This window comes from Xanthomonas sp. DAR 35659 (genome assembly GCF_041242975.1).
In the GTDB taxonomy this organism is placed as follows: Bacteria; Pseudomonadota; Gammaproteobacteria; order Xanthomonadales; family Xanthomonadaceae; genus Xanthomonas_A; species Xanthomonas_A medicagonis.
Map to the genome: position 1 here is coordinate 2,796,913 of NZ_CP162488.1, position 20,359 is coordinate 2,817,271.

Below are 20,359 nucleotides of genomic sequence, written 5' to 3' on the forward strand. Positions count from 1 at the left end.
CGGCTCGCACCGTGGCACGCACACACCAAGAAATGTCGGCGCATCGCCGTTTCCAGCAGCATGGCCTGTCGGAGAAACGTCGTGATCGCGCAACGCGCAAAGCCGCCAGACAGCTACCTAACGGCAACGCAAACGCCTCCATGCAAGTTTGCTTTCGCCGCGTCGATAAGGTGGACGTGGCATCGCAACGACGCGACCCACGCGCAGCACTCCCGCCGAAGCGCCAGCCAGGCGCGCGGCCCATCCAGTGGATGAGAAAGGTCTGACATGAACACAATCCTTGAACGTTACAACGTCGGCCGCCGCCTCGGTGTCGCCTTCGGCGTGCTGATCCTGTTGTCCGGGCTGCTGGTGGCGATCGGACTGGCGACCATGGCCAACGCGCATCGGCAACTCGATGCCATCGTCAACGACAACATGGAAAAGATCCGGCTGTCCAACGACATGCTCGACGCCAACACCAATGTGGCGATCGGGCTGCGCGACATCACCATCGTGCAGGGCGATGCCGCCAACCAGCGCGTGCTGGACTTCATCAAGGCCAACCGCGAGCGCTTCACGCACGCCCACGATGCGTTGGAGGCGATGCCGAACGGCGCCGTCGAACGCCAGGCGCTGGACCTGGTCAATACCAAGCGCCAGGTCTCGGTGGCGCTCAACAACCAGGTCCTGGCCTTGGGCGAAAAGGACCAGAACGCGCAGGCGCAAAGCCTGCTGCTGGGCGCCGCGCAGGTGGCGATGGACGAGCAGCAGGCGGCGATTCGCGCCAATGCCGATCTGCAGCGGCGCTTGAGCAAGCAGGCCTATGCGACCGCGTTGTCCTCGATGGCCGCGAGCCGCTTCAAGCTGATCGGCGGCGGCCTGTGCGTGCTGTTGATCAGCGCGGGGCTGGCCTGGCTGATCACCCGCAGCCTGACCCGGCCGCTGCACCGCGCCACCCGCGCCGCCGAGGCGATCGCCGACGGCCGCCTGGACAACGACGTGCGCAGCGACGCCCGCGACGAACCCGGCCGCCTGCTCAACGCGATGGAGAAGATGCAGACGCAGTTGCAACGCTTCTCCAACGAAACCTCGCGGATGATCGAGCTGCACGCCGACGAGGACATCACGCACCGCATGCCGCAGGACTTCCCCGGCGTGTATGGCGACCTGAGCAAGGGCATCAATACGATGATGTTCGAGCATCTGGACGCGATCGTGGATGCGGTGGAGATCCTCAACGAGTACGCCAACGGCGACCTGCGCCGCGACGCCCGGCGCCTGCCCGGCAGCCGCGCGGTGCTGCACGAATCGATGGACGCGGCCAAGGCCAGCCTGCTGGCGATCAATACCGAGATCAAGCGTCTGGCCGCCGCGGCGGCGGCCGGCGACTTCAGCGCCCGCGGCGATGTCGCGCGCTTCCAGCACGATTTCCGGCTGATGGTGCAGGACCTCAACGCGATGATGGAAGTCAGCGACCGCAATCTGGGCAAGCTCTCCGCGCTGCTGCAGTCCATCGCCGCCGGCGACCTGACCGCACGCATGCACGGCGACTTCCAGGGCGTGTTCGCCACCATGCGCGACGACGCCAATGCCACCGCCGACCAACTGACCGGCATTGTCGGCCGCATCCAGACCGCGGCGGTCAGCATCAATGCCGCCGCCGGCGAGATCGCCGCCGGCAACGACGACCTGTCGCGCCGCACCGAACAACAGGCCGCCAGTCTTGAGGAAACAGCCGCCTCGATGGAGGAGCTGACCTCCACCGTGAAGCAGAACGCCGAACACGCGCGCCAGGCCAACCAGCTCGCGGTCGGCGCGGCCTCCGTCGCCTCGCAGGGCGGCGAGGTGGTCGGCCAGGTCGTCGCCACCATGAGCGGGATCGAAGCCGCCTCGAAGAGGATCGCCGACATCATCAGCGTCATCGACGGCATCGCCTTCCAGACCAACATCCTGGCCTTGAACGCGGCCGTGGAAGCGGCGCGTGCCGGCGAACAGGGGCGCGGCTTCGCGGTGGTCGCCAGCGAGGTGCGCACCCTCGCCCAACGCTCGGCCGGCGCCGCCAAGGAGATAAAGCAGTTGATCGACGACTCGGTCGGCCGCGTCGCCCAGGGCACGGTGCTGGTGGACCAGGCGGGCCGGACCATGCAGGACATCGTGGCCTCGGTGCGGCGCGTCACCGACATCATGGGCGAGATCTCCGCCGCGTCGCAGGAGCAGTACGCCGGCATCGAGCAGGTCAACCAGACCGTCACCCAGATGGACGAAACCACCCAGCAGAACGCCGCGCTGGTCGAGGAAGCCACCGCCGCGGCACGCGCGATGGAAGATCAAGCCGGCCAGCTCACCGCTGCGGTGGCGGTGTTCAAGCTGGAGGCCGAGCAGGCCAGCATCGCCCGCCCGGCGGCGACGCGCGCCTTGTCGGCACCGCCGGCGCAACGGCGCTGGGCCTAGCGACACCTGCCGGCCGGACGCGCGCGCGACCCGGCCGCAGGCCGGCTGTCACGCGCGCCATCACCACTCGCCCATCGACCGCGCAAGCCGGGGTCGATGGGCTTTCTGCTTCATGTCAATCGGTCGGCCCGGAAGACCAGGCGATCGGCTCGCGCCCCGCCATTGCCCCTGTCGCCGTACAAGGCGAAATCACGCATCCAGGCTAAAGAACTCGGCACACTTGTCGATACAGACTTAGCAGCACGGTTTTTGTCTACAAGTGGTGCACAGCGGCACGCCTCGGGAAGGATGCCGACGCTTCATGGGGATCGATCGGCGTGCGCCGCCGGTCGTTGAAGTGAAAGACAAGTCAGGAAAAAGACAGGTCGCCGGCCATGGCCGTCTCTCGCATTGCGCGGCACGCGTGCGGGTGGGACGCATGCTGTCCGCCGCGGCCTGTCCGGTCGTGCCTCCTCGAATTCAGCGCTCCGGCGCCGCGTGCCGCACGCGGATACCCCCGCTTCTTCCACTGGAGATTGAAATGACCGCTTTTCTGCAACGCTACAACGTCGGCGTCCGTCTGTCGGCGGCATTCGGCCTGCTGATTCTTCTGTCGGTGGCGCTGGTGACCATCGGCCTGTCCGGCATGGCCGAGGCGCGCAAGCAGTTGGACATGATCGTGCTCGACCGTATCGTCAAGATCAATCTCAGCAACCAGATGCTCGACGCGAACTCGTCGATCCTGATCGGGCTCACCACCTACGTGACCGCGACCGACGCGGCGACCCGGCAAAAGGCGCTGGACACGATCGCGCAGCAGCGTGCGCGCTACACCAAGACGTCCGCCGGCTTCGACGCCATGCCGAGCACCGCGACCGGCCGGGCGATGCGCGCGGAAATGGATCGAAAGCGCAGTGCCGCCAAGACGATCAACGACCAGATCGTGGCCCTGGCGGGGAAAGGCGAGACCGCCACCGCACTGGACCAACTCAATCGGGCCGCCATCCCCACGACGCTGGCCTGGCAGAACGACATCCGCGCCTTCGTCAGCCGCCAGGAATCGCGCAGCAACGATGCCTACCAGACGGCACTCAGGTCGATGGACCGCAGCAGGATGCTGTTGATTGGCGGCACCGTGCTGGCGCTGGCGATCAGCGCCCTGCTGGCATTCGCGATCACCCGCAGCCTGACCGTGCCACTGAACCTGGCCACACGCACCGCCGAGGCCATCGCCAGCGGCGACATGGACAACAGCGTGCGCACCGAGGCGCGCGACGAAACCGGGCGCCTGTTGACCGCCATGGCGCGCATGCAGCAGCAGTTGCGCGCGGTACTGGCGGCACAGGCGGAAATGGCGCAGCGCCACGACGCCGGCCAGGTCAGCTACCGCATGGACGCAGCGGCGTTCCCCGGCGACTACGGGCGCATGGTCCACGACAGCAATGCCCTGGCCGCATCGCATATCGCCGTCACCGAGCGTCTGGCGCAGATCATGGGGCGCTACGCGATCGGCGACCTGTCCGAGGACATGGACCGCCTGCCCGGCGAGAAGGCGGTGCTGAGCGCGACCATGGACACGGTCAAGCAGAACCTGGCCGCGATGAACCAGGAGATCGGCCACCTGGCCTCGGCGGCGGCGGCCGGCAACTTCGCCGTGCGCGGCGACGCGCAGCGCTTCCAGTACGACTTCCGCGTCATGGTCGACAGCCTCAACCAGCTGATGGCCACCGCCGACGGCAACCTGGACGCCCTGTCCACGCTGCTCAAGGCGATCGCCGCCGGCGACCTGACCGCGCGCATGCACGGCCAGTTCCAGGGCGTGTTCGGCACCATGCGCGACGACGCCAACGCCACCGCCGACCAGCTCGCCGATATCGTCGGCCGCATCCAGCACGCCGCGGTCTCGATCAACGCCGCCGCCGGCGAGATCGCCACCGGCAACGACGACCTGTCGCGCCGCACCGAGCAACAGGCTGCCAGCCTGGAGGAGACCGCCGCCTCGATGGAGGAGCTGACCTCCACCGTGAAGCAGAATGCCGAACACGCGCGCCAGGCCAACCAGCTCGCGGTCGGCGCGGCCTCCGTCGCCTCGCAGGGCGGCGACGTGGTCGCGCAGGTGGTGACCACCATGAGCGGCATCGAGGCCTCCTCGAAGAAGATCGCCGACATCATCAGCGTCATCGACGGCATCGCCTTCCAGACCAACATCCTGGCGCTCAACGCCGCGGTGGAAGCGGCGCGCGCCGGCGAACAGGGCCGCGGCTTCGCCGTGGTCGCCTCGGAAGTGCGCACCCTCGCGCAGCGTTCGGCGGGTGCGGCCAAGGAGATCAAGGGCCTGATCGACGATTCGGTCGAGCGCGTCGCCGCAGGCTCGACCCTGGTCGGTCAGGCCGGACAGACCATGCAGGAGATCGTGTCCTCGGTGCAGCGCGTGACCGACATCATGGGCGAGATCTCCGCTGCCTCGCAGGAGCAGTACGCCGGCATCGAGCAGGTCAACCAGACCGTCACCCAGATGGACGAGGCGACCCAGCAGAACGCGGCGCTGGTCGAGGAAGCCACCGCCGCCGCGCGCGCGATGGAGGAACAGGCCGGCCAGCTCACCACCGCGGTGGCGGTGTTCAAGCTGGCGGACCATGCCAGCACCCGCCCGGCGCTGTCGCGTGCCTTGCCGGCACCGCCGGCGCAGCGCCTCCGCGCCTAGCGCCAACCGCCGGCCGAGTGCGACCCGGCGGGCTGTAACGCGTTGTCCCCACACCCATCGGCTGCGGCGTACCGCAGTCGGTGGGTTTTTTCGTTCAGGCAGGTCGCAGTTCGGATCGCACGCATGGGCTCCGCATCACCGGTCTTGGCGAATGCACATCCCAATACTTCTACTGAAAGGCACAACCTAAAGCAACAAGCTCAATCGATTGAATAAAACTATCTATCGATATCAAAAAAACGATTGAATCCATCAAAGGGATTGGCCGCTACATGAGGTCATGGATGCAACGCACCGCATCCCACGCCGTTGCAGCCCGTTCTTCCCTTTCTGTGGATCATCGATGAAGACCAAGAACCTGTCCCTGTCGGCCCAGCTCGCCCTCGGCTTCGGCGCCGTCGTGCTGGTGTTGCTGATCGTCGGGGCGATCAGCCTGCGCAGCCAGTCCAAGTTCAACGACGCCGTCGCCATCAACCAGCACACCTTCCAGGTGTTGGCCACCGGCGAACTCATGCAGGCCAACGCGCTGAACGTGGAAACCGGGACCCGCGGCTACCTGCTGTCCGGCAACAAGGAGCACCTGCAGCCGTTCGTGTTCGGCCAGGCCGGCTTCGCCAAGAGCTTCGCCGACGCCCAGCGCCTGACCGCGGACAATCCGCGGCAGCAGGCGCGGCTGCAACAGCTGCAGGCCGCGTATCAGGACCTGGTGCGGATCGAGCAGCAGATCATCGACCTGCGCGCGCGTCCCGACAGCCAGGATCAGGTCATCGCCGTCTTCAACGAAGGCCGCGACCGCAAGGCGATGGGCACGATCCGCACCCTGCTGGGCGCCTTCGCCGAGGAAGAGCGCGGCCTGTTGGTCCATCGCGGCCAGCAGTTGCAGGCGGTGCGCGCGCAAGGCCGCTGGTCGGTGCTGCTGGGCGGCGTGCTGGCGATCCTGGTCGCGGTGGGCATCGGCGTACTGATCCGGCGGCAGTTGCTCAAGCGCCTGGGCCAGGTGACCGGCGTCGCCGACGCCATCGCCTCGGGCAAGCTCGACACCGTCATCGACACCCAATCGCGCGACGAGACCCGGCAGCTGCTGGTGAGCATGGGCAGCATGCAGACCCGGTTGCGCGAGGTGCTGGCGGCGCAGGCGGAAATGGCGCAGCGCCACGACGCCGGCCAGATCAGCTTCCGCATGGACGAAGCGGCGTTCCCCGGGGACTACGGGCGCATGGTCCGCGACAGCAATGCCCTGGTCGCGGCGCATATCGCGGTGAAGATGCGGCTGGTGCAGATCATGGGCCGCTACGCGGTCGGCGACCTGTCCGAGGACATGGACCGCCTGCCCGGCGAGAAGGCCGTGCTCACCGAGACCATGCAGACGGTCAAGCAGAACCTGAGCGCCATGAACCACCAGATCGGCGCCCTGGCCGAGGCCGCCGCAGCCGGCGACTTCAGCGTGCGCGGTGACGCGCAGCGCTTCCAGTACGACTTCCGCGCCATGGTCGACAGCCTCAACCAGCTGATGGCCACCGCCGACGGCAACCTCGACGCGCTGTCGCGGATGCTCCGCTGCATCGCCGCCGGCGACCTGAGCGCGCGCATGCACGGCGAGTTCCAGGGCGTGTTCGCCACTATGCGCGACGACGCCAACGCCACCGCCGCGCAACTGGCCGGCATCGTCGGCGGCATCCAGGCCGCCGCGCGCAGCATCGATGGCGCGGCCAGCGAGATCGCCGCCGGCAACGACGACCTGTCGCGCCGCACCGAGCAGCAGGCCGCCAGCCTGGAAGAGACCGCCGCGTCCATGGAGGAACTGACCTCCACGGTCAAGCAGAACGCCGAGCATGCGCGCCAGGCCAACCAACTGGCGGTCGGCGCGGCCGCGGTCGCCTCGCAGGGCGGCGACGTGGTCGGCCAGGTCGTCGCAACCATGAGCGGGATCGAAACCGCCTCGAAGAAGATCGCCGACATCATCTCGGTGATCGACGGCATCGCCTTCCAGACCAACATCCTGGCCTTGAATGCGGCCGTGGAAGCGGCACGTGCCGGCGAACAGGGCCGCGGCTTCGCCGTGGTCGCCAGCGAGGTGCGCACCCTCGCCCAACGCTCGGCCGGCGCGGCCAAGGAGATCAAGCACCTGATCGACGACTCGGTTGGCCGCGTGGCGCAGGGCACGGTGCTGGTGGACCAGGCCGGCCGCACCATGCAGGAGATCGTGGCCTCGGTGCAGCGCGTGACCGACATCATGGGCGAGATCTCCGCCGCCTCGCAGGAGCAGTACGCCGGCATCGAGCAGGTCAATCAGGCCATCACCCAGATGGACGAGACCACCCAGCAGAACGCCGCGCTGGTCGAGGAGGCCACCGCCGCGGCACGCGCGATGGAAGACCAGGCCGGCCAGCTCACCGCTGCGGTCGCGGTGTTCAAGCTCGACGATGCCGTCGTCGGCACGGTCGCGACGGCGTCCAGGCCCGGCGCGGCCGCGGCCCGGTCGGCCACGCAGGCCCGGCCGGCCGCGATCGGCCGCGGCCCGGCCCCGCGCCGCGCGGTGCACGCCGTCGCCGCCGCTGCCGACACCGCGCAATGGCAGGAGTTCTGAGCACGGCCGCGCGGCGCGGCTGCGCACGTGCCGGCCGCCGAACACCGGCGGCACGGCGCCGCGCAAGCCACGCTGCGGGTCGGGGCGTAGGTACGCCGCCCGCCCAGCCAGGCTGAAGGAAGGCAGACCGACCGGCCGCGGCTTTCCGCGGCCGGTTCAATTTTTGCGACGCAGTGCCGCTAACGACTCAGAACCCGACATGCCCCGCCTGCCGTCGCACGCGCTCCAGCGCCCGACGCCGCAGCCGCGTACGGGTTCGCCCGTCCTCCCGCCAGCCGATGAATGCCATGCCTCCGACACCCACCTCCCGCTCCACCAGCGTCGCCACCCGCCTGATGCTCGGCGTGGCATCGATCGCCGTGCTGTGCTTCGGTGTCACCGCCGCGATCATCTACGTGCGCAGCAGCGATGCCCTGCTCACCTCGGCCAAGGCCGGCATGACCGATGCCGCCTATCTCGAAGCCAAACGCATCTCCAGCGACATCGGCACCGCCTTCGTCTCCAACCAGGCCTTCGCCAACACGCTGCTGGCGCAGCGCAACCAGGACGGCAAGGTCCGCGACACGTTCAGCGACATCCTGCACCGCGAACTGCGCCAGCATCCGGACTGGACCGGCCTGGGCACGCTGTGGGAACCGCAGGCGCTGGACGGCAACGACAGCGCCTACGCCAACACCCAGGGCCACGACGCCAGCGGCCGCTACATGGTGTACTGGGCCTGGCAGGGCGACACCCAGGTGCGCGAGCCGCTGCGCGACTACGAGGTGCCCGGCGCGGGCGACTGGTACCTGAAGGCACGGCAGCAGCACCGCCCGACCGTGGTCGAGCCCTACGTATACGAAATCGGCGGCAACAAGGTGCTGATGACCACGCTGACCACGCCGATCATGGAGGACGGCAAGTTCCTGGGCGTGGTCACCACCGACTTCGGCCTGGCCAAGCTGCAGGAGCGCGTGGCCAAGCTGCGCCCGCTGGGCGAGGGCCGCGTGCGCCTGTTGTCGCCCGGCGGCGCGATCATCGCCGACCGCGATCCGGCGATGGTCGGCAAGAAGCTGCAGGACCCGGCCACGCGCGCCTTGCTGGCCAGTATCGACAAGGGCGAGAACGTGATCCGCGAGGTCGCCGACGCGCAGACCGGCGGCACCGACGTGGAAGTCTACGTGCCGCTGCAGATCGGCCAGGCGCAGGAACGGTTCGCGCTGGGCGTGTCGGTGCCGCGCGCGGTGCTGATGGCGCAGGCGCGCTCGCTGCTTTGGACCATCGTCGCGGTCGGCCTGTGCGCGGCGCTGCTGCTCAGCGGCGGCCTGTTCGTGCTGCTGCGGCGGCTGGTGGTCCAGCCGCTGGCGCGGGCGGTGGAGGTCTCCGGCGCCGTCGCCGACGGGCGTCTGGACAGCCGCGTCCAGTACCCGCGCAACGACGAACTGGGCAGCCTGTTCGGCTCGTTGCAACGCATGCAGGAGCAACTGCGCGCGGTACTCGACGCGCAGAAGGACATGGCGCAGCGCCACGACGCCGGCCAGATCAGCCATCGCATGGACGCCGACGCCTTCCCCGGCGATTACGGGCGCATGGTCCGCGACAGCAACGCGCTGGCCGCTTCGCACATCGCGCTGACCCAGCGCCTGGCGCAGATCATGGGCCGCTACGCGATCGGCGACCTGTCCGAGGACATGGAGCAACTGCCCGGCGAGAAGGCGGTGCTGACCGAGACCATGCGCACCGTCAAGCAGAACCTGACCGCGATGAACCAGGAGATCAACCACCTGGCCTCCGCCGCGGCGGCGGGCAACTTCGCCGTGCGCGGCGATGCGCAGCGCTTCCAGTACGACTTCCGCGCCATGGTCGACAGCCTCAACCAGCTGATGGCCACCGCCGACGGCAACCTCCAGGCGCTGTCCGCCCTGCTGCAGGCGATCGCCGCGGGCGACCTGACCGCGCGCATGCAGGGCGAGTTCCAGGGCGTGTTCGCCACCATGCGCGACGACGCCAATGCCACCGCCGAACAGTTGGCCGGCATCGTCGGCCGCATCCAGACCGCGGCATTGAGCATCAACAGCGCCGCCAGCGAGATCGCCGCCGGCAACGACGACCTGTCGCGCCGCACCGAGCAACAGGCCGCCAGCCTGGAAGAGACTGCCGCGTCGATGGAGGAGCTGACCTCCACCGTCAAGCAGAACGCCGAGCACGCGCGCCAGGCCAACCAGCTCGCGGCCGGCGCGGCGACGGTCGCCGTGCAGGGCGGCGAAGTGACCAGCCAGGTCGTCGTCACCATGAGCGGCATCGAGACCTCGTCGAAGAAGATCGCCGACATCATTTCAGTGATCGACGGCATCGCCTTCCAGACCAACATCCTGGCGCTCAATGCCGCGGTGGAAGCGGCGCGCGCCGGCGAACAGGGCCGCGGCTTCGCCGTGGTCGCCAGCGAGGTGCGCACCCTGGCGCAACGCTCGGCGAATGCCGCCAAGGAGATCAAGGGGCTGATCGACGAATCGGTCACCCGCGTCGCCGAAGGCTCGGCGCTGGTGAACCAGGCCGGCCAGACCATGCAGGAGATCGTGACCTCGGTGCAACGCGTCACCGACATCATGAGCGAGATCTCCGCCGCCTCGCAGGAACAGTACGCCGGCATCGAACAGGTCAACCAGACCGTCACCCAGATGGACGAGGCCACCCAGCAGAACGCGGCCCTGGTCGAGGAAGCCACCGCCGCGGCGCGCGCGATGGAGGACCAGGCCGGCCAGCTGACCCAGGCGGTCGCGCTATTCAAGCTCGACGCGACGGCCGCCGCCCCGGCGGCGGCCACGGCCCGGCCGGTCGTGGCGGCGGTGCCGGCGACCACGAAGCCCAGGAGCACGCCGGGCAAGCGCAGCCAGGCGCCGGTGCGTGCGGTGACCAGCGTATCCAGCCACGGCAACGAGGGGCAGTGGCAGGAGTTCTGAGCCCTGCCCGCCGCTCCCCGCGCGGCGCCGGCCGGCATCCGCCGCGCCGGCGCGCGCACGCATGTTGCACTGCGCGACCGCGCTCAGGCGCGGTCGGCGCATGACCGCCGCGATGGCCTCCCACGCCATTGGACGGACAAATTTAAAGAAAGTGTCACCGGGGCCGTTAGCGTGAGGACATTCCGCTAGCTGCATCCGTCACCGCGACGGCCGGTCCACACCCATCCCCGGCCAGTTCACGGACATACCGCAGCCAAGTACCTGCGTTTCAGGATCGACCGTTCAGGGGACCGCAATGAAGCCGATCGTTCTCGCCAGCTGCCTGACCTTGTTGGGCATCGCCAGCCTCGCGCACGCCGAAGAGGAGCCGATCGCCACCGATCGCCCGGACTTCGTCGAATCCAGCCTCACCGTCGGCGACCGCCGGCTGCAGGTGGAGACCAGCGTCGCCTGGGAGCGCGACGACGGCGCCAACGGCTATGCCACCCCTACCCTGTTCCGCTACGGCCTCGGCTCGACCTGGGAGCTGCGCCTGGAAACCGACGGCTGGCAGCACAACGACGTGCCCGGCGGCGATGGCGACATTTCCGGTTTCTCCGACGTCTCGCTCGGGGTCAAGCATCACCTGGCCGGGTCCGACGACGGCGCCTCGCTGGCCTGGTTGCTGCACGTGGACCTGCCCAGCGGCGCGCAGCGCCTGCGCGGCAACGGCGCGCGGCCGTCGTTCCGCCTGGTCGCCGAATGGGAACTCAGCGACAGCCTCTCCGCCGGAGTGATGCCGGGCGTGATCTGGGACGAGAACGAGGACGGCCACCGCTACGCGGCCGGCATCTTCGGCGTGGTGCTCGGCAAGTCGTGGACCGAACGCAGCCGTTCGTTCGTCGAACTGGCGCTGCCGCAGATCGCCAAGAGCGACGACGGCGGCACCGTCGCCCTGCTCGACGTCGGCTCGGCCTGGCTGCTGAGCAACGACGTGCAACTGGATGTGGCCTACAGCTACGGCCTCAACGACCGTTCACCGGATCACGCGCTCGGCGCGGGCCTGTCCTTCCGTTTCTGACCAGGGCGCACCCATGAAGATCATGCACATGCTGGCGATCCTGGTGCTGGTGGCGGTGCTCGCGCTGCTCGCGCTGGGCGGCGTCGGCTACAGCGCACAGCACGGGTTGCTGGGCGCGGTCGCCGCGCAGGTCACCTCCTCCGACGCGCTGCGCAACCACATGCAGGCGGACATGATGCACGACGCCCTGCGCGGCGACGTGACCACAGCGCTGCTGGCCGCCTCGCGCCAGGACGACGCCGGGATCAAGGCGGCGCACGCTTCGCTCGACGAACATGCCGAGGAATTCCGCCAGGCGCTGGCAGACAACCGCAAGCTGCCGCTGGACCCGGCGTTGCGCGCCGAGCTGGAGGCGGTCGCGCCCGCGCTGCAGGCCTACATCGCCGCCGCGAACCAGGTCATCCACGTGGTGGAGACGCATGCCGACAGCAGCGCGGCCTATGCCGACTTCACCGAAAAATTCTCGCAGTTGGAAACGCGCATGGGCGCGATCAGCGAGCGCATCCTGGCGCTGAATCAGGCCAGCCGCAGCGCCGCCGAACAGCACAGCCGCCGCGCCACCTGGCAGCAGGCCAGCGCCGTGGCGCTGGCGGTGCTGGGCCTGGCCCTGGCCGCCGGCTGGATCCTGCGCTCGGTGTCGCGCCTGCTCGGCGGCGAGCCGCGGGTGGCGATGGATGCGGCCCGGCACATCGCCGAGGGCCGGCTGGACCAGCCGATCCCGGTGGCGGCCAAGCACGGCAACAGCCTGATGGCGGCGCTGGCGCGGATGCAGCGCGAACTGCGCGAGCGGATCGAGCGCGAGCGGCGCGTGGCCGCCGAGAACCTGCGCATCCGCACCGCGCTGGACAACGCCTCGACCGGCATGTACATCGCCGATCCCGACCTGACCATCGTCTACGCCAACGGCGCGCTGCAGACCCTGCTGCGCAGCTATGGCGAGGACATCCGCGCCTGCGCGCCGGCCTTCGACCGCTCGCTCGATGTGGTCGGCCAGTCGGTCTCGCTGCTGGAAGTGGGCAATGCGCAGGACGCGGAGATCTACCAGCGACTGGATCGCCAGGGCGCGGCGCAGCGCGAAGTGCGCTATCGCAGCGCCTGCATCGCCCAGGAGATCTCCGCGATCCGCAACGAGGCCGGCGAGCATCTGGGCTTCGTGTGCGAGTGGCGCGACCGCACCGCCGAGGCCAAGGTCGAAGTGGAAGTGGCCGAGGTCGTGCGCAGCGCCGCCGCCGGCGACCTGTCCAAGCGCATCGACGGCGACGGCAAGCAGGGCTTCTTCCTGCTACTGGCGCAGCAGCTCAACAGCCTGCTCGACGCCAACGCGGTCAGCATCGACGAGGTCTCGCGCCTGCTCAGCGCGCTGGCCGACGGCGACCTCGGCGCGCGCATGCATGGCGAGTTCCATGGCGTGTTCGCCACCATGCGCGACGACGCCAACGCCACCGCGGAACGCCTGGCCGGCATCGTCGCGCGCATCCAGCAGGCCACCGGCAACATCCACACCGCCGCCAGCGAGATCGCCGCCGGCAACGACGACCTCTCGCGTCGCACCGAGCAGCAGGCCGCCAGCCTGGAAGAGACCGCCGCCTCGATGGAGGAGCTGACCTCCACGGTCAAGCAGAATGCCGAGCATGCGCGCCAGGCCAACCAGCTCGCGGCGGGAGCGGCCGCGGTCGCCTCGCAGGGCGGCGAGGTGGTCGCGCAGGTGGTGAGCACCATGAGCGGCATCGAGACTTCCTCGAAGAAGATCGCCGACATCATCTCGGTGATCGACGGCATCGCCTTCCAGACCAACATCCTGGCGCTCAATGCCGCGGTGGAAGCGGCGCGCGCCGGCGAGCAGGGTCGCGGCTTCGCCGTGGTCGCCTCGGAGGTGCGCACCCTCGCCCAGCGCTCGGCCAATGCCGCCAAGGAGATCAAGGGCTTGATCGACGACTCGGTCGGCCGCGTCGCCGACGGTTCGCTGCTCGTCAACCGCGCCGGCCAGACCATGCAGGAGATCGTGGCCTCGGTGCAGCGCGTGACCGACATCATGGGCGAGATCTCCGCCGCGTCGCAGGAACAGTCGGCCGGCATCGAGCAGGTCAACCGCACCGTGACCCAGATGGACGAGGCCACCCAGCAGAACGCCGCCCTGGTCGAGGAGGCCACCGCGGCGGCACGCGCGATGGAAGAGCAGTCGGTGCAGTTGAGCGACGCGGTCGCGGTGTTCCGGCTGGTGCAGGACGCGCCACGCGCGGCCGGCGCTTCCGCCCTCGCCGCGATCATGGCCCGCACTGCCTCGGCGCCAGGTTCGGCCGGGCACGCACGCGCGGAGCAGGATGCGCAAGCCCTCGCCGATACGATCGACGCGCAGTGGCAGCCTTCCTGAGCCTGTAGGGAAATCAACCGTTCAGGGTCGGGAATCGACCTACGCCGAAGAGGCTATCGATCAGCGTGCAACCGCGCCGCTATTCAATCAAGGCGACGGTAGCGTCATGCACGGATAGCACAGCGACACCGCGACAGGCCGGTTCCATGCCTGTGGGCGCGTCATTCATTGCCGCCCCGCCTAGCCGCTCCAGTCCGCCACGCCGCGTCCCACGCGAACGCGGCGAGGTGGAGCTTCTGCGCCAATGCTCGGTGATCGATGAGGCACGTCATGACGCCCCCTTCCGCAACGCTACGACGTCGGACGCCGCCCCGCGGCGCGGTCGGCATTTTGTTGTACGCGATGGGAGCGCAAGCCATGCGGCTGCACGGCGGCGTCACCGTGCCCGACCTCGATGGCACTCCGACACCGCCCGCCCCGCCTCGCGCCATTGCCGTGCCGCCGATCGCGACGGCGGCGAGCGCCAGGCCGCGGATCGACACTGACAAGCGCGCCACGCGCAGCGCGCCCAGATGTCGCGGGCGAGCGCAGCGGCGCGGGCTGCAGGGAACTCCGACGCAATCGGTCGGCATACCGCTCGGTCGAGACATCACAGGACATGCGAGACAACGCCCGGCACGCGTTGCGAAGACGACGGCTGCCGCGCTGGCGAACAACCGCCTTTGCTGGCACGCCGCGCCATCGCCAAGCCGTTGCCCGGCGAATGCAAGGCATTGAATGAGAACAGTTATCGCTTCATGACCCGCGATACGGAATACAAGCCACAGTTGTGGAAAATTTTGGCTTCAACCCTCAAGACCGCGTGAAAGCCGCCGCTAAACGTCTCAGTTTTGGAATTTGTCTAAAAAATACTACTCAAGTTTTTGTTCCTTGCTCGCGCTGCTGGCGCGGCCAAGACCAAGAACTTCGCTGTGCCATTACGCCTGCATCGTCACGAACCCTTGCAGACGGCTGTTTCCGCCTTGGCCAATGAAGCGGCCGACTCCGCTCCACCGTTCGATCGTCGTCCACCTGACCGGTACAGCCCTATGAAATCCAAGAATCTGACCATTTCCACCCAACTCGCGATCGGTTTCGGCGCCGTGGTGCTGGTGATGCTCGTCGTCGGCGCCATCAGCCTCAACAGCCAGTCCAGCTTGAACAGCGCGATGGAGATCAACGAACACACGTTCAAGGTGTTGGCGAGCGGCGAGGAGATGCAGGAGAACGCCCTGAACATCGAGACCGGCACGCGCGGCTACCTGCTGTCCGGCGACAAGCAGCATCTGCAGCCCTTCGAGAAGGGCCAGGCCGCGTTCGAAAAGGGCTTTGCCGACGCCAAGCAACTGACGGTGGACAATCCCAAGCAACAGACGCGCCTGGCGGAAGTGGACAAGGCGTACCAGCAACTGCTGGCCGTGGAAAAGGACACCATCGGCATCCGCGAGGGCGACAACGGCGCCGAGCAGGCGCTGGCCGTGTTTCGCGAGGGACGCGACCGCGTCGCGATGGGCAAGATCCGCCAGCTGCTCAGCGACTTCAGCAACGAGGAGAGCGGCCTGTTGGCCAAGCGCGCCGCCGAGCTGGAGGCCGTGCGCGCGCGGGGCAAGTGGTCGGTGCTGCTGGGCAGCCTGATCGCGGTCGTCGTGGCGATGGGCATGGGCCTGGTGATCCGGCGCCAGTTGGTCAAGCGCATGGGCCAGGCCATCACCGTCGCCGACGCGATCGCCGCGGGCAAGCTCGACAACGCCATCGACACCCAGTCGCGCGACGAGACCGGCCGCCTGCTGATCAGCATGAACAAGATGCAGACCCAGTTGCAGTCGGTGCTGGCCGCGCAGGCGGAAATGGCCAAGCGCCACGATGCCGGGCAGATCAGCTACCGCATGGACGCCAAGGCGTTCCCCGGCGACTACGGGCGCATGGTGCACGACAGCAACGAACTGGCCGGTTCGCACATCGCGGTCAAGCTGCGCCTGGCGCAGATCATGGGCCGCTACGCGATCGGCGACCTGTCCGAGGACATGGATCGACTGCCCGGCGAGAAGGCCGTGCTGAGCGAGACCATGGACACGGTCAAGCAGAACCTGACCGCGATGAACCAGGAGATCGGCCAACTGGCTTCCGCGGCAGCGGCCGGCAACTTTGCCGTGCGCGGCGATGCGCAGCGCTTCCAGTACGACTTCCGCGCCATGGTCGACAGCCTCAACCAGCTGATGGCCACCGCCGACGGCAACCTGGAATCGCTGTCCACGCTGCTGAAGGCCATCGCGTCCGGCGACCTGACCGCGCGCATGCAGGGCGAGTTCCAGGGCGTGTTCGCCACCATGCGCGACGACGCCAACGCCACCGCCGCGCAGTTGGCCGACATCGTCGGCCGCATCCAGGCCGCGGCGGTCAGCATCAATGCCGCGTCCAGCGAGATCGCCACCGGCAACGACGACCTGTCGCGCCGCACCGAGCAGCAGGCCGCCAGCCTGGAGGAGACCGCCGCGTCCATGGAGGAACTGACCTCCACCGTGAAGCAGAACGCCGAACACGCGCGCCAGGCCAACCAGCTTGCCGTTGGGGCCGCGTCGGTCGCCTCGCAGGGCGGCGAAGTGGCCGAACAGGTCGCCGTCACCATGAGCGGCATCGAGACCTCGTCGAAGAAGATCGCCGACATCATCAGCGTCATCGACGGCATCGCCTTCCAGACCAACATCCTGGCACTCAATGCCGCGGTGGAAGCGGCACGCGCCGGCGAACAGGGCCGCGGCTTCGCCGTGGTCGCCAGCGAGGTGCGCACCCTCGCCCAGCGCTCGGCCAATGCCGCCAAGGAGATCAAGGGCCTGATCGACGACTCGGTCACCCGCGTCGCCGAAGGCTCGGCCCTGGTGGACCAGGCCGGCCGCACCATGAAGGAGATCGTGGCCTCGGTGCAGCGCGTGACCGACATCATGGGCGAAATCTCCGCCGCCTCGCAGGAACAGTACGCCGGCATCGAGCAGGTCAACCAGACCGTGACGCAGATGGACGAGGCGACCCAGCAGAACGCCGCGCTGGTCGAGGAAGCCACCGCCGCGGCGCGCGCGATGGAAGACCAGGCACGTCAGCTCACCGACACCGTCGCCGTGTTCAAGATCGACGATGGCGCCGCGACGGCGAGCCGGCGCCAGCCGACCAGCGTCCCGGCTCCGATCGCCGCGGTGGTCAAGGCGCAGGCAGCGGCGCCGCGCACGGTGCGCGGCACCGCTCCCAAGCGCGTGGCCGGTGCCGCCGCTGCCGCGATCACCGCCGACACCAGCTGGCACGAGTTCTAAGGCCGGTCAGCAATCGGCCGACGATCGCCATGCCGGTTCTCCGGCATGGCGATCGCGTTTGTGGCCGCCGCGGCGCTTGTCGGATCCAACCGCCGGATGCCGCCGCATCCACACCCGCTCCGAACCAGCGACCGCTTCCCGCTCCATCGCCACTCGGCCAATCCTCGCGAAGTGCCGGCTACATCCCCGCTCCACACGCAGATCGCGGCCAAGGACAGCCCGCCCCGCTCGACCGGCAGACGCCGCCCGGCCCTCGCCGCGCGCGGCCTGGCGGTCGTCCCGCCGACGTATCAGAGATTCTTCATGCCCCTGTCCCCCCAGGCCGCCGCCTCTCCCCGCCCTCACGGCCTGCATCGCATGGTCCGTGCCTGGCACGACCTGGCGATCGCCAAAAAACTGAGCGTCATCGGCCTGCTCGCCTTGGCCGGGCTGGTGACCCCGGTCCTGCTCTACAGCGACAAGCTCGACGAGAGCGTCGGCGTCAGCCGCAGCGAACTGCGCAGCTATGCGCCACTGCGCGACATGCTGTCGCTACTGGGTGCGCTGCAGGCCGAACGCGTCGAAACCGGCGCCCATGCGCAGGCGGCGGCGGGTCGCGCGGATCGATCGCTGGCCGAGCTGGAACGCAGCGTGCCCACCCTGCCCGGCTTCGACCAGAGCGCAAAGGCGCTGGCGCGCCTGCGCGAGACGCTGGCCACCGGGCGTGGCGACAGCGAGGTGGTCGCCGAGCGCGCCGCCGCCGCGCTGGATGCGATGCGCGACGACAGCCAACTGGTCTACACGCCCTATGTGGAAAGCTACCACCTGGTGGTGGCCAGCCTGATCTACGGCCCGGACACCAGCGAGGCGTTGACGCGCCTGGATGCCGCCGCCGACCCGTCGCAGGCCGGCGCGCAGGCGCCGGTCCTGCACGAGCAACTCGCGCAGATCGCCCGCCACCATGCACGGCTGCGGCAGGAACTGGAAAAAGCGCTGGGCCTGCTCGAGCGTCCGGATCCGGCGCTGGCCGCGGCCGTCGCGACCGAGGCGGGCCGGGCCGACCACGCCCTGGCGCAACTCTCCGGCGCGTTGGACAGCGGTGCGCCCGACGCGGACCAGCGCTGGAATCGCGCACTGGACGAATGGGGCCAGGCGCTGCAGACGCTGAGCGCCGCCTCGCTGCGCGCCCTGCAGGGACAGTCCGCCCGCCACCTGGCGGAAGCGCGCAGCGCGATGTGGTGGACGATCGCCGGGCTCAGCCTGCTGACGTTGCTGCTGGTGGTGCTGTGTGTGCGCACCCTGGCGGCGCTGACCCGCAACGTGCGTCGTGCCGCCAGCGTCGCCGCCCAGATCGCGCAAGGCCGTCTGGACACCGCGATCGCGGCGACCAGCCGCGACGAAAGCGGCCAATTGCTGGAGAACATGCAGCGGATGCAAGAGCAAGTGCAGCGCGTGCTGGCGGCGCAGGTCGAGATGGCGCAGCGCCACGACGCGGGCCAGATCAGCCACCGCATGGACGCCGACGCCTTCCCCGGCGATTACGGGCGCATGGTCCGGGACAGCAACGCGCTGGCCGCTTCGCACATCGCGCTGACCCAGCGCCTGGCGCAGATCATGGGCCGCTACGCGATCGGCGACCTGTCCGAGGACATGGAGCAATTGCCCGGCGAGAAGGCGGTGCTGACCGAGACCATGCGCACGGTCAAGCAGAACCTGACCGCGATGAACCAGGAGATCAACCACCTGTCCTCGGCGGCGGCGGCCGGCAACTTCGCCGTGCGCGGCGATGCGCAGCGCTTCCAGTACGACTTCCGCGTCATGGTCGACAGCCTCAACCAGCTGATGGCCACCGCCGACGGCAACCTGGACGCCCTGTCCACGCTGCTCAAGGCCATCGCCGCCGGCGACCTGACCGCGCGCATGCACGGCCAGTTCCAGGGCGTGTTCGCCACCATGCGCGACGACGCCAACGCCACCGCCGACCAGCTCGCCGATATCGTCGGCCGCATCCAGACCGCGGCGGTCAGCATCAATGCCGCGGCCAGCGAGATCGCCACCGGCAACGACGACCTGTCGCGCCGCACCGAGCAGCAGGCCGCCAGCCTGGAAGAAACCGCCGCGTCCATGGAGGAACTGACCTCCACCGTGAAGCAGAATGCCGAACACGCACGGCAGGCCAACCAGCTCGCCGTGGGCGCCGCTTCGGTCGCCTCGCAAGGCGGCGAAGTGGCCGAACAGGTCGCCGTCACCATGAGCGGGATCGAGGCGTCGTCGAAGAAGATCGCCGACATCATCAGCGTCATCGACGGCATCGCCTTCCAGACCAACATCCTGGCACTCAATGCCGCGGTGGAAGCGGCGCGCGCCGGCGAACAGGGCCGCGGCTTCGCCGTGGTCGCCTCGGAAGTGCGCACCCTCGCCCAGCGTTCGGCGGGCGCGGCCAAGGAGATCAAGGGCCTGATCGACGATTCGGTCGAGCGCGTCGCCGCAGGCTCGACCCTGGTCGGTCAGGCCGGCCAGACCATGCAGGAGATCGTGGCCTCGGTGCAGCGCGTGACCGACATCATGGGCGAGATCTCCGCTGCCTCGCAGGAACAGTCCGCCGGCATCGAACAGGTCAACCAGACCGTCACCCAGATGGACGAGGCCACCCAGCAGAACGCCGCGCTGGTCGAGGAAGCCACCGCCGCCGCGCGCGCGATGGAGGAACAGGCCGGCCAGTTGGCCGATGCGGTCGGGGCTTTCAAGCTGTCCACCACCGCGTCCACGGCCAAGGCCCATCCTGGCGTATCGCCGAGTCCATCCAGCAAAGCTCCAGCACTAGATACAAGGCACGCCACGCGAGCGGCCAGCCCCCTGGGCCTCCAAGCACACGGGGCCTGATCCCCCAGCCCGCATCCCGTGGGCCGCCGGGCCGGCACGCCCGGCACACCCCCTGCCCCGTCCTGCGAGGCAGGGCCCGCGCATCGCGAGGCGTCACAAAACGGAAAGCGCCTGGTCAATTTTTCGTGAAAACCGCCGATAGG

General features: G+C 68.9%; 9 protein-coding genes. All 9 read left to right on the forward strand.

What is annotated here, in order from left to right:
• Nucleotides 1-267: 267 nt before the first annotated feature.
• The 9 genes from AB3X07_RS11815 to AB3X07_RS11855 all read left to right on the forward strand — a co-directional run bounded on the left by AB3X07_RS11815 (nucleotide 268) and on the right by AB3X07_RS11855 (nucleotide 20,216).
• On the forward strand, nucleotides 268-2,433 hold the full coding sequence (locus AB3X07_RS11815) for a methyl-accepting chemotaxis protein (RefSeq protein ID WP_369938809.1): 2,166 nt from the start codon (nucleotides 268-270) through the stop codon (nucleotides 2,431-2,433).
• Between the two features lie 520 nt (nucleotides 2,434-2,953).
• On the forward strand, nucleotides 2,954-5,116 hold the full coding sequence (locus AB3X07_RS11820; RefSeq protein WP_369938810.1) for a methyl-accepting chemotaxis protein: 2,163 nt from the start codon (nucleotides 2,954-2,956) through the stop codon (nucleotides 5,114-5,116).
• A 343-nt stretch (nucleotides 5,117-5,459) separates the two neighbouring features.
• Nucleotides 5,460-7,703, forward strand: a complete 2,244-nt coding sequence (locus tag AB3X07_RS11825) for a methyl-accepting chemotaxis protein (RefSeq protein WP_369938811.1) — start codon at nucleotides 5,460-5,462, stop codon at nucleotides 7,701-7,703.
• Nucleotides 7,704-7,981: 278 nt separating this feature from the next.
• Nucleotides 7,982-10,642 carry a methyl-accepting chemotaxis protein gene (locus AB3X07_RS11830; RefSeq protein WP_369938812.1) on the forward strand — a complete coding sequence of 887 codons (2,661 nt, stop codon included), beginning with the start codon at nucleotides 7,982-7,984 and terminating at the stop codon, nucleotides 10,640-10,642.
• 295 nt (nucleotides 10,643-10,937) lie between these two features.
• On the forward strand, nucleotides 10,938-11,702 hold the full coding sequence (locus AB3X07_RS11835; protein ID WP_369938813.1) for a transporter: 765 nt from the start codon (nucleotides 10,938-10,940) through the stop codon (nucleotides 11,700-11,702).
• A 13-nt stretch (nucleotides 11,703-11,715) separates the two neighbouring features.
• Entirely contained in the window at nucleotides 11,716-14,073 is a 2,358-nt protein-coding gene (locus tag AB3X07_RS11840) for a methyl-accepting chemotaxis protein (RefSeq protein WP_369938814.1), read from the forward strand.
• Nucleotides 14,074-14,735: 662 nt separating this feature from the next.
• Complete coding sequence (locus tag AB3X07_RS11845) at nucleotides 14,736-14,879, forward strand: hypothetical protein (RefSeq protein WP_369938815.1); 144 nt, start codon at nucleotides 14,736-14,738, stop codon at nucleotides 14,877-14,879.
• A gap of 222 nt (nucleotides 14,880-15,101) precedes the next feature.
• Nucleotides 15,102-17,354: a methyl-accepting chemotaxis protein gene (locus tag AB3X07_RS11850; protein WP_369938816.1), complete on the forward strand. Its 2,253-nt coding sequence runs from the start codon at nucleotides 15,102-15,104 to the stop codon at nucleotides 17,352-17,354.
• Between the two features lie 303 nt (nucleotides 17,355-17,657).
• The gene (locus AB3X07_RS11855) at nucleotides 17,658-20,216 is read left to right on the forward strand and encodes a methyl-accepting chemotaxis protein (protein ID WP_369938817.1); all 2,559 of its coding nucleotides are present in this window, start codon (nucleotides 17,658-17,660) and stop codon (nucleotides 20,214-20,216) included.
• Nucleotides 20,217-20,359: the final 143 nt, after the last annotated feature.

Excerpts from the sequence above, each read along its gene's own strand:
- AB3X07_RS11815 (WP_369938809.1), top strand. The coding sequence starts at position 268 with ATGAACACAATCCTTGAACGTTACAACGTCGGCCGCCGCCTCGGTGTC.
- AB3X07_RS11820 (WP_369938810.1), top strand. The coding sequence starts at position 2,954 with ATGACCGCTTTTCTGCAACGCTACAACGTCGGCGTCCGTCTGTCGGCG.
- AB3X07_RS11825 (WP_369938811.1), top strand. The coding sequence starts at position 5,460 with ATGAAGACCAAGAACCTGTCCCTGTCGGCCCAGCTCGCCCTCGGCTTC.
- AB3X07_RS11830 (WP_369938812.1), top strand. The coding sequence starts at position 7,982 with ATGAATGCCATGCCTCCGACACCCACCTCCCGCTCCACCAGCGTCGCC.
- AB3X07_RS11835 (WP_369938813.1), top strand. The coding sequence starts at position 10,938 with ATGAAGCCGATCGTTCTCGCCAGCTGCCTGACCTTGTTGGGCATCGCC.
- AB3X07_RS11840 (WP_369938814.1), top strand. The coding sequence starts at position 11,716 with ATGAAGATCATGCACATGCTGGCGATCCTGGTGCTGGTGGCGGTGCTC.
- AB3X07_RS11850 (WP_369938816.1), top strand. The coding sequence starts at position 15,102 with ATGAAATCCAAGAATCTGACCATTTCCACCCAACTCGCGATCGGTTTC.
- AB3X07_RS11855 (WP_369938817.1), top strand. The coding sequence starts at position 17,658 with ATGCCCCTGTCCCCCCAGGCCGCCGCCTCTCCCCGCCCTCACGGCCTG.